Source organism: Actinomyces sp. ICM47 (assembly GCF_000278725.1).
Lineage (GTDB): Bacteria > Actinomycetota > Actinomycetes > Actinomycetales > Actinomycetaceae > Pauljensenia.
Window position 1 is genome coordinate 1 of record NZ_ALCA01000031.1, and the last position, 10,840, is coordinate 10,840.

10 protein-coding genes are annotated in these 10,840 nt (G+C 63.8%); 7 read left to right on the forward strand and 3 right to left on the reverse strand.

Going from position 1 to position 10,840, the window contains the following annotated elements; translation table 11 throughout:
- Positions 1–366: 366 nt before the first annotated feature.
- Both HMPREF1136_RS02055 and HMPREF1136_RS02060 read right to left on the reverse strand, forming a co-directional pair.
- Positions 367–1,404, reverse strand: coding sequence for a D-alanine--D-alanine ligase family protein (locus tag HMPREF1136_RS02055; protein ID WP_009647662.1), 1,038 nt, complete (start codon positions 1,402–1,404; stop codon positions 367–369).
- 23 nt (positions 1,405–1,427) lie between these two features.
- Positions 1,428–2,756, reverse strand: coding sequence for an aminotransferase-like domain-containing protein (locus HMPREF1136_RS02060; RefSeq protein WP_009647655.1), 1,329 nt, complete (start codon positions 2,754–2,756; stop codon positions 1,428–1,430).
- Positions 2,757–2,987: 231 nt separating this feature from the next.
- Here HMPREF1136_RS02060 and HMPREF1136_RS02065 point away from each other — a divergent pair, with 231 nt between their 5' ends.
- The 5 genes from HMPREF1136_RS02065 (at position 2,988) to HMPREF1136_RS02085 (ending at position 5,882) form a co-directional block, all read left to right on the forward strand.
- Positions 2,988–3,290, forward strand: coding sequence for a hypothetical protein (locus HMPREF1136_RS02065; RefSeq protein WP_009647656.1), 303 nt, complete (start codon positions 2,988–2,990; stop codon positions 3,288–3,290).
- Positions 3,291–3,299: 9 nt separating this feature from the next.
- The gene (locus HMPREF1136_RS10230; RefSeq protein ID WP_009647659.1) at positions 3,300–3,818 is read left to right on the forward strand and encodes a DUF6301 family protein; all 519 of its coding nucleotides are present in this window, start codon (positions 3,300–3,302) and stop codon (positions 3,816–3,818) included.
- A 242-nt stretch (positions 3,819–4,060) separates the two neighbouring features.
- Positions 4,061–4,519, forward strand: coding sequence for a DUF6301 family protein (locus HMPREF1136_RS02075; RefSeq protein ID WP_009647654.1), 459 nt, complete (start codon positions 4,061–4,063; stop codon positions 4,517–4,519).
- Between the two features lie 173 nt (positions 4,520–4,692).
- Positions 4,693–5,211 carry a DUF6301 family protein gene (locus HMPREF1136_RS02080; RefSeq protein WP_009647658.1) on the forward strand — a complete coding sequence of 173 codons (519 nt, stop codon included), beginning with the start codon at positions 4,693–4,695 and terminating at the stop codon, positions 5,209–5,211.
- A 152-nt stretch (positions 5,212–5,363) separates the two neighbouring features.
- The gene (locus HMPREF1136_RS02085) at positions 5,364–5,882 is read left to right on the forward strand and encodes a DUF6301 family protein (protein ID WP_009647653.1); all 519 of its coding nucleotides are present in this window, start codon (positions 5,364–5,366) and stop codon (positions 5,880–5,882) included.
- A gap of 327 nt (positions 5,883–6,209) precedes the next feature.
- Here HMPREF1136_RS02085 and HMPREF1136_RS02090 read toward each other — a convergent pair whose 3' ends face one another.
- Entirely contained in the window at positions 6,210–6,401 is a 192-nt protein-coding gene (locus HMPREF1136_RS02090; RefSeq protein ID WP_009647661.1) for a hypothetical protein, read from the reverse strand.
- A 345-nt stretch (positions 6,402–6,746) separates the two neighbouring features.
- Here HMPREF1136_RS02090 and HMPREF1136_RS02095 point away from each other — a divergent pair, with 345 nt between their 5' ends.
- Complete coding sequence (locus HMPREF1136_RS02095; RefSeq protein ID WP_232204156.1) at positions 6,747–8,996, forward strand: TIGR03773 family transporter-associated surface protein; 2,250 nt, start codon at positions 6,747–6,749, stop codon at positions 8,994–8,996.
- A gap of 86 nt (positions 8,997–9,082) precedes the next feature.
- Entirely contained in the window at positions 9,083–10,681 is a 1,599-nt protein-coding gene (locus HMPREF1136_RS02100) for an anchored repeat ABC transporter, substrate-binding protein (RefSeq protein WP_034504478.1), read from the forward strand.
- Positions 10,682–10,840: the final 159 nt, after the last annotated feature.

Here is a 10,840-nt window from a genome sequence, read left to right on the forward strand (position 1 = left end):
CGCCGTCCGCGCCGCGAGCCTTCGGCTCGGCGCGTCGTCTCGAAGCCCGGCCAGGCCCTGCAGGCCCCGCGGCGACCTCCACTTGGACGGTTGTGAGAGACAGTCAGACCCGCGGCGACCTCCACTTGGACGGTTTTGAAAAACAGTCAGAACCCGCGGCATCCTCCACTTGGACGGTCGATCTCAAAGACCGGCCAGGCCCTGCCGACACCCCGGCACTGTAGGCCTCGCGGCGTCCTCTACGTAGACGGTTGAGATACCGACCGATGACGTAGGATCCAACACGGCTCGTTCTCGGAGACACGAAGGGCCCGGGAGGACAGCAGTCCTCCCGGGCCCGGTGCGTCCCGCAGGAGAGTGGTGTCGCTACTCGCCCTCGACGGGGGCGTCAGCGGAGTGTTCTGACTCCTCCGACGAATCGGCCGACTCGGCAGCATCATCCGCTGCCCCATCAGCCACGCGACCACCCGCCACGAAATCAACGATGTCGGCGCACAACTGCGCGAACGACGAATCCTCGAGCGCATCCGCCGCCTGGGGGAGGAGCGACGTATCCGTCATACCAGGCGCAACATTGGCGTCAATAAACCAGCACGTCCCATCCTCATCCACCACAAAATCCATGCGCGACAAGTCCCGCAGACCCAGCGTCGTGTGCGCCTCAACAGCTGCGGCCTGCATGTCAGCCAAGGCCTCGGGAGAGAAACGCGCCGGAACGAAGTACTCCGACTCATCCGTCGTGTACCGCGCATCGTAATCGTAACGGCCATCATCCGTCGCAATCTCAACCGGGGGCAGAGCCACCGGCCCACCCTCCAGATCCACGACCGACACGGCCACATCGCGGCCCTCGATACGCTGCTCAACCATCAGACGCTGACCGTACGCAAACGCATCCACCATCGAACGACGCAACTGCTTCGCATCATGCGCCGTCGAAATACCCAGCGCCGAACCGCCATCCGTCGGCTTAATGACAACCGGGAACGACACCGACCCCTCCAGCGCAGACAGCACATTCGACGCGCCCAGCTGGCGGAAAATCGCCTGCGGCAGTGTCACCCAACCCGGCGTCGCCAGCCCCGCCGAACCCAGTAGAGCCTTCGCCGTCGGCTTATTCGACGCCAACATCGACTGCACCGACGACGAACCCACAAAGGGAATCCCCACCGATTCCAGGAACGACTGCAACGAGCCGTCCTCGCCAATCGACCCATGCACGAGAGGCCAAATCACGTCAGGAGCGAACGACTCGATCGCCCCCGCCAGCGACGCATCCACATCCGAAATGACAACCTCGTAGCCGGCCTGCGCCAGAATATTCGCGACGCGACGACCCGAACGCACCGACACATCACGCTCATGCGTCAACCCGCCCGAAATAATCAGAACCTTCGTAGCCATAGTGTTGTTACTCCTTCGCAACCTTAACGAGCCGACCCAGCCCCGGCCTCGTCCGTTGAAGCCGTGCCGAACATGTCAACCATTTCCTTCTCAGCGTTGACGACCGTCGAGAGGCGGCGCACGCCCTCGCGGATTCTTTCCGGGGTGGGGTAGCAGAACGACAAGCGCATGTGATTCGACCCCTGCCCGTCGTAGAAGAACGCCGTACCCGACACGTAAGCGACCTGGGCGCGCACCGCGCGCGGCAGCATCGCCTTCGCATCCAGACCCTCGGGCAGCGTCACCCACGTGTAGAAGCCACCGTCCGGCACTGTCCACGAGCACGACGGCATGAACTCCTCAAGCGCCGTCAGCATCGCGTGAGCGCGCTCCGCGTACATCGAGCGGAACGTCTTCACCTGCCCGTACCAGTCGTAGCTGCCCAAATAATCCGCGATCGCCATCTGACCCACCATCGACGGGCACAGGATCGCCGACTCGAGAGCCAGCACCAGCTTCGCGCGGATCGCGTGCGGCGCGTACGCCCAGCCGATGCGGAAGCCCGGCGCGAACATCTTCGAGAACGAACCCAGGTACACGACCCCCTCCGGGCTGTACGAGGCGATGGCCGGCAGGGGATCACTGTGGAAGCCGAGCAGGCCATACGGGTTGTCTTCGACGATGAGGACGTGCTCGCGCAGGCAGATCTCCGCGATGATCGGGCGGCGCTCCGCCGACAGCGTCACGCCCGCCGGGTTGTGGTAGTTCGGGATGATGTAGATGAACTTGATCGTCCGACCCGACGCCCGCACGTTGCGGATTGTCTCAGCCAAGGCCTCGGGAATGATGCCGTGCTCATCCATCGGCACGTGCACGACGTCCGCCTGGCGCGCGCGGAACACGCCGAGCGCGCCCACGTACGAGGGGGCCTCCGCGAGGATGACGTCGCCCGGGTTCACGAAGAGTTCGGTGACGAGGTCGAGTGCCTGCTGGCTGCCCGTCGTCACCACGACGTCGTCCGGGTCGGCACCGACGATACCGTCGTAGCTCATGACCTCCGTGATGTGCTCGCGCAGGACCTCCCAGCCCTGGCCGTTGCCGTACTGCATGGCCTGCGCGCCGTGGTTGCGGATCAGCTTTTCCGCGGACGCCGCGAGCTTATCGAGGGGGAGGTCCTTCAGGTTCGGCATGCCGCCTGCGAGGGAGACGACCTCGGGACGGGAGACGACCGAGAAGAGGGCGCGGATCTCGGATGCGCGCAGGTTCAGGGCTTGGTCCGCGTAGACGTCGTACCAGGGGTCGAGGCGGTTGCCCTGCGTGCGCGACGAGCCGGACGAGGCCGGGGTCGCTCCGTGTGTTGAAGGCTGAGTCAATGGGTGCCATCCTTTGCGTGGAGTCGCGTTATGCGTATAGGTAAAGTGTGCCACTTTCCTGGCTGCGCGGGGCGACGAGGCCCGGGTGGCGGTCACATGTTTCACGTGAAACACTGTCGGTGGCGCGGCCGGTGTTCCGGGTGCCGCGTGGGTCTGGCCGGGGGCGTGGGTGGTCCGGGCACTGGTAGTGGTCGCGTGGACGCGATCGGGTACCGGCCCGGGGAGTTGCACGTGGGGGAATGCAAGGGCGGTACCAGCGCCAAGATCGGGACCTACGAGGTTGATGGGGTCAAGGTTGAGCAGGGGTCGGCTGCCTACGTGGGGGATCGCCTGGCCACGGACGTGGATTTTCATCAGAAGATGCGTGAGAACCCCGAGTTGTGGGAGGCCATTAAGGACGGGCGCATCACGGTGCATTCCGACATCGCGATTGCCCGCAGTGGGAACGCAGGGAAAATAGACTTTAAGACCGTGCCGATTGAGCTGGACCCAGCCCACATCGCCCGCATCGACCAGGCCATCAAGGGCTACTAAAGGAGGATCATGTCGTTCGAGTTCACTGTTCTGCCGGATGAGCGTTTCATCGAGATCCTCGAGGCCTGGGTGGACTCACCCTGGCCCAAAACCACCGAAGACGGCTACGCGCTGCGCGACCACTTCGGATGGAAGCCAGATTATAGAGAACCGGCGCTGTTTACCTCTGATGTGCGCCCTCGGGAATCTTCCTCCTACTTCACAGCGCACGATGGGAAAATCAAGTCTTTCAAACTTCCGGTTACCGATATTGCGCCTGAGGAGGCTTGGGGGTATTCGTTGGAGCCGGCGAAGGGGATTTATCGGCATTTCTGTGAGATTTTGACGCGCCGGTATGGGAAGGCGAAGCAGAGTAGTAGTAAGAAGGAGCGTTATCGTTCTACTTTTGTTACCCCGCAGGGCGTGGGCGTGAGTGTGGGCGGCAATGATGCTCTGGTCAGCTGCATTGTTGAGTCTCCTGAGGAGATGTTTATTGCCAGTGAATACCAGCGTCTTGTTGCCAAGGGGTACATCTCAGAGGACGAATAACCACGGCTGAGTACAGCTGGCCAAGGGCTTGCTGCGGGTGTGTGCTGCCGGATCTTGTCTGGCCTACGGGGTTGTTGCTGGGGCTGGTAGGTTTGGTGGTGTCGGGCGGTGTGGGATGGTTATGACTCGTCCTGTGTGCTGTCGGCGTCGGCCAGGCCATCAAGGGCTACTAAAGGAGCATCATGTCGTTCGAGTTCACTGTTCTGCCGGATGAGCGTTTCATCGAGATTCTGGAGGCCTGAGTGGACTCACCCTGGCCCAAAACCACCGAAGACGGCTACGCGCTGCGCGACCGTTTCGGATGGAAGCCAGATTATAGAGAGCCGGCGTTGTTTACCTCTGACGTGCGCCCTCATGAGTCTTCCTCGTATTTCACTGCGCGCGATGGGAAGATCAAGTCTCTCAAAATACCTGTTACTGATATTGCGCCGGAGGAGGCTCGGGGGGATTCGTTGAAGGATGCTCTGGTGATTTATCGGCATTTTTGCGACATTCTGAAGAGCCGGTACGGTAAGCCCAAGCAGCGTAGGAACAAGGGGGGTTACTATCGTTCGACGTATGTTACTTCGCGCGGTGTCGGCATCAGTATTGGTGGCAATCGGTCACTCGTTGACTGCTACATTAAGTCTCCTGAGGAGATGTTTATTGAGAGCGAGTATGCGCGCTTGGTCGCCAAGGGGTATATCTCAGAGGACGAGTAGTACCGGAGAGTAGTCGCGGTGGCCGGGTGCGGCTGTTCTTGGTTTTGCTGCGGGGGTTCGCTGGTCTTGGGGTTGCTGTCGGGGCTGGTTGTGAGTCATCCTGTCCGTGGGTCCGTGGGTCCGTGGGTGTTGTCGGCGTCGACGAGGCCATCAAGGGCTACTAGAGGAGGATCATGTCTTTTGAGTTCACTGTGTTGTCTGATGATCGTTTCATCGAGATTCTCGTTGCGTGGGTGGACTCACCCTGGCCCAAAACCACCGAAGACGGCTACGCCCTACGTGACCAGTTCGGATGGATACCCAAGGAGGATAAACCGAGTTTGTTTACTTCCGATATTCAACCTCATGAGCTTTCGTCTAGCTTTAGCTGTCGACAGGGAGTTCTATATTCATTTAATTTTCTCATTACTGATATTGCGCCTGAGGAGGCTCGTGGGGATTCGCTGGAGGATGCTCTGGTGATTTATCGGCATTTTTGCGACATTCTGAAGAGCCGGTACGGTAAGCCTACGCAGCGTAGGAACAAGGGGGGTTACTATCGTTCGACGAATGTTACTTCCCGCGGTGTCGGCATCAGTATTGGTGGCAATCGGTCACTCGTTGACTGCTACATTAAGTCTCCTGAGGAGATGTTTATCGTCGGCGAGTACCAGCGTCTGGTTGCGAAGGGGTATATCTCGGAGGACGAGTAGTTGCGGTGGCCGGGCGCGGCTGTTCTCGATTTTGCTGCGGGGGTTCGCTGGCCTTGGGGTTGCTGCCGGTGGTGGTTGTGAGTCATCCTGTCCGTGAATCCGTGAGTGTTGTCGGCGCCGACCTGGCTATCAAGGGCTACTAAAGGAGGATCATGTCGTTTGAGTTCACTGTTTTGTCCGATGAGCGTTTCATCCAGATTCTCGATGCGTGGGTGGATTCACCCTGGCCCAAAATCGCCGAAGACGGCTACGCCCTACGCGACCGCTTCGGATGGACACAGAAGGAAGGGAAGCCCAACGTCTTTACTTCTGACGTTCACCCAATAGGGTTTCCTTGTTACTTCACCAAAGGGAGTGGCTCGATCGGAACGTTCAGTTTTTTGATCACTGATATTGCGCCTGAGGAGGCTTGGGGGTATTCGTTGGAGCCGGCGAAGGTGATTTATCGGCACTTCTGTGAGATTTTGACGCGCCGGTATGGGAAGCCCAAGCGTCGTAGTAGTAGGGGGGAGCGTTATCGTTCTACTTTTGTTACTCCGCAGGGTGTGGGCGTGAGTGTGGGCGGCAATGATGCTCTGGTCAGCTGCATTATTGAGTCTCCTGAGCAGATGTTTATCGCGAGCGAATACCAGCGTCTTGCTGCCAAGGGGTATATCTCGGAGGACGAGTAGCCACGGCTAGCCGTGACTGGTCTCAACCGGGGGCGCGAACGCGGATTGTTTCACGTGAAACAATCCCGGCTCTTCGCCTCAGTGCAGACGCAGATAGGGCTAGGAAGTGGCCGACGTGTCGATAGGTGAACTAGCTACTGACGGCGACGAAGCCGAAGGAGAGTGAGCGGATCCGCCCGATGGACTTGCCCGTCATGGGGGAGTAGGGAAGTCGTCAGGAAAGGTCTGTCCGTAGCTTTCGGGAGTGTTGTCACGACTAGATACAAAAAGTCCGCAGCCCAAGGGGTCTGCGGACTTGCGTGGAATTCCGGCGTGGCTGGAATTCGCTCAGTGGCGGTCGGCCGTGCGCGAACGCTTCGCGTCGGCGAGCTCGTTGAGCTGGTCGATGTGGGCCTGGGCAACCATGACGTCGATGGTGGAGAACATGAGTGGGCTCCTCGTGGGATCGTATCGGTGATTGTGTCCCTGCTTGACGAGGCCGGGGATCGCCCGGCGGTTCTCGTACGTGGAGCGTGCCAACGCGGGTAGCGTCAGCGCGACCCTGCGTGTCAAACAAGAAAAAGCGCCGGACGAGCTTGGCAGCTGTGTCAGGCGCTTGATGGCTATAGTTTATGCCTCGGTTTTTCGGCAATCAACCGCTCGGACAGTTAGATCCATCGCAGCGAGAACCAAGCAATTGCAAAGGAAATTGGCTGTTCGCATAGCTTTCGAGCGATGGTGGATGGATGCAAATCGCTGCGTGGCCGGTCTGGTTGTGCAGAACAGGTGTTTTGAGGGGTGTTGGAGGCGGGCGTAGTGGCGGGGGAGTCATGCCAGGACTAGAATGATAACGATTCTCATTCAATGACTGTATCTAGAGGACCCATGAACCCCACGACACACAGGAGCCCGGGCCGTGCAGCTGCCCGGGCCCTCGCCGCAATGAGCCTCGCGGCAGCATCATTCCTCGCACCAACAGGAGCACACGCCGCCGACGCGGCAGGCTCTGGACTCGACTCCGCCACCGAAACAGCAGTAGCCGAGGAAACGGTGCACGAAGCCTCCGACGCCTCCAACACTCAGGCAGACAACGCAGCCATAACCGACGCGACCACCACAGTTACGACCGACGCAGCCACCGACAACGCTGACTCGGCCGACACAACCGACGCGACCGTCACGACCGACGCGGCCGCCGACAACGCAGCCACCACAGCTACAACCGACGCAGCCACCGACAACGCAGAAGCGACCGCGACGGACGCGACCGCGATGGCGTCGGCTGCGACGGACGCCGCCACGGCCTCGGGAACCGGGGGAGTGACCACCTGCAACGTCATGCGCACCCCGCCCGACGGCACCACCGCCACCCTGAACCGCGGCCACGCCGACATCTTTGACCTCACCTCTGACGCGGCCGGTGCGCTCACCCTGCGCATCAAGGAGGACGCCACCGGCTCCGGCGTCCTGCGCGAACCCGAGCAGACCCTCCTCGCGATCCCCGCGAGCACGCTCACCCAGATTCCCGACGGCGTCAGCCAGACGACTGGCGCGCCCGCCGCCGCGTACCTACTCGGCCAGTCCGGCGACAACCAAGCCACCGTCCTGTGGCCCGGGTGGGACACCCTGGGCATCGCCGCCGGCGGATACGACGCCGCGCGCTTCCACATCACCTACTCCGGGCCAGCCGACGGGCGCATCTACGCCTTCACATCCAGCTTCGCAGAAGGCCTGAAGGCGGTCACCGCCGACGGCAGCTACGACCTGGCCCCGGGCGGCGACGACATCGACCAGCCCTACGCCGCCCACAAGCACGTCAACTGGCTGTTCACGCGCGCCGGCCGCTACACGCTGACCGTCCAAGCCAGCGCCTGGACCCCCGGCAACACCGGCACCGCCAACGCCGTCGCACCCACCCGCACCTACACGATCGACGTGGCCGACGAAGCCACGTGCCTCGCCGAGGCCGGCCTCACCCCCGGCGGTAATGGCAATCCCGCAGCCCCCGCGCCCGGCGTCAACCCGGGTTCCACGGACGCCCAGTCGGGAGCCGGGCAGTCGGGCGCTGACGGGGATTCGACCCCGGACACCACAGACCGCTCCGCTTCCGACACCGGCGCTGGAGCGAACGACCCCGCCCAGACCTCGGGCACAGGTCTGGGCGCGGGCAGCAGCGGGGGAGCGGACACAACCTATGGCGTCACCACCTCAGGCACCACGACCTCGGGCGCTCGCACCACCACGTCGTCAGGCGAACGCTGCATTCCCACCCGCGTCACCCGCGAGGCAACGGGAACCAAATCTGCTGCCCCGGCCTCGTCCCAAGCTCCCGCCAACACCGCGCGCACCACGCTGACCGTCAGCGTCGGCGAGGGTGCATCCGGTAACGCGACCGAGGGACACTTCGACCTGGGGCCCGCCATCGAAAACGGCAGCCTCGTCGCCCGCATCAAAGACGACCGCACGCAGCCCGCGCAGTGGGTCGATCCCTCAACCCTGACCTTCGCACTCGGTGAGGCCGCGCGCATCACCGCGCCCGCAGACCTCGGCTTCGTTGCCACCGCCGGCTCCAGCGTGTGGCTCATTCCCTCCGCCCAAATCGCGGGCGTGCCGTGGCTGGGCCTGAACTCCCAGCGCGAAGAGATCGTCACCGGAACCACTGGCGGAGTCCAATTCACCCTTGACGCCGTCGAAGGCCCCGGCCGCGTCGCCGTCTTTAACGCGGGCGCGCTCGGTTCCGGCGTCGGCGAGCACGTGTTCGACGGGCCCGGCTCCAGCTACACGCTCGGCCCCAACACGCACGCCCACCAGAACTGGGTGTTCACCGCCCCCGGCACCTACACGCTCACCATCTCCATGCGCGTCACCCCCACCGGCGCGGCCCTGACCGGCTCCGGCTACGGCAGCAGCGGCGAAGTCACCGCCACCGGCGCACTCGGCACGAGCAGCCGACCCATGGCATCCCAGGTCGTCGGCCGCACCGCCTCCGGCAAAGACTGCGACCTCTCCCTGGCCATCACCGGCGCCGACACCATCCCGCTGGCCGTCGTCTCGCTCACGTGGGCGCTGACCGGCGCGGCCTGCGTGTGGGTCAGTTCGATCGGCCGACGCAGAAACGTGCGAGCGTTCTCGTGAGCACTCATTCACGAGGCATCCTCTCCTTCCTCCCCCGCCACCCCTCCCGTGGGTGGCGGGGGAGTGGGTGTGGGCTCGCCGCAGCGATGTTCGCGCTTACGGCGGGGGTCGCCGGGTGCGCGCCTGCGCCCGACCCCGCTCACGATGGCGAACTGCGCGTCGTTGCGACGACCGGCATCCTTGCCGACCTCGTCCGCAACGTCGCCGGAGACCGCGCCCACGTCACCCAGATGGTCCCCAACGGGGCAGACCCACACTCGTGGGAACCCTCCCTGCGCACCATCCGCGACGTGGCCTACGCGGACGTCGCCTTCTCCAACTACCTCATGCTCGAAGAACACGCCCTCATCCGCGCCCTCGACTCCAACCTGCCCGCCGGCTCACGCTCCGTCTCCGTTGCCGAGGAAGCCGCCAAGAACGGCGCCACCATTCTCCCCCTCGTCGAAGACCGAGCCCTCGACACCCCGTGGCTCGGCATGCGCGTGTGGGGCGACGGCACCGACATGGGAGCCACCCGCGCCTCGCAGATCGACCTGACGACCACCGGCGTCGACGGGCCCGGCCAGGCCGCCGCGTACCTCACCACGTCGTTCGGGCAGCCCGAGATCGCCTTCGCCTCCTCAGACGGCTTCAACGCGGCAGGCGGATACGACACCGACACCGCGCAGCTGCCCGCCGACGCCCACCAACACATGAGCTGGGCGTTCACCGCCCCCGGCGTGTACCGCGTCCACTTCCGCGCCAACCTGCGCACCACCCCCGGTGCCACGCCGGTCAGCGTCGGGGAAGGCACCGCCGTCTTCGCCGTCGGCACCCCGCCCGAAGATATCGCCGCCGCCGAAGACCGACGCGTCCTCTCCGCCGGCCACGCCGACATCACCGTCAACCTCACCACCAAGCGCGTCGAACTCGCCTCCGACGCCGACGCGCTTAGCGGGGACGAGGCCTCGGCCCCCTGCGTCGGCGCATCCAGCGCCGGGGCGGTCGTCGCCTCCACCATGGAATGCACAGACCTCGACCACGTCGTCATCGAAGTGCCCACCCGCGCGCTCACGACCATCCCCGGGGAAGCCTCGTTCCGATTCATCGGCGAGGCCGGCGCCAACGTGTACATGCTGCCCCAAGCAGTCCTCGGCAAGCACGTCCACGGCGACATCGACCCCCACCTATGGCACGACGTCCACAACGCCCAAGCCTACGTGCGAGTCATCCGCGACTCGCTGATCTCCGTCGACCCGGGCGGCGAGGCCACCTACCAGACCAACGCCGCCACCTACCTGACGCGCCTCGACCAACTCGACGCCACCATGGCCTCGACCATCGCGACAATCCCATCCGAGCGACGCAAACTCGTCACCACCAACGACGCCTACGCGTACCTGGCGAACGCCTACGGGCTCACCGTCGCCGGATTCGTCGCACCCAACCCCAGCGTCGAACCCTCCATCGCCGACCGAATCAAACTCCAAGCCACCCTGTCCGACTCCTCAATCCCCGCGGTGTTCCTCGAACCCAACCTGGCGCGCACCCGCTCCACCCTGCGCACCGCCGCCACCGACGCGGGCGTGGACATCTGCCCCCTCTACGGCGACACCCTCGACGACCAAGCACCCACCTACATCGACATGATGCAACACAACGCCCGCTCACTGGCACGCTGCCTGGGCGGCAAGGAGATGCCATGAAATCCTTCTCTTCTCGCCCGACTTCCGGCCGCCGGCTCTACGCCCCGGGACTAACGCTTCCGGCCGACGCGGGGCCTGCAGCCGCCCCCGGGGCTAGTCGACGGCCTAGCAACACGCCCGGCCAGTCCCTGCCGACGCCCCCGGGACTACCGCTTCCGG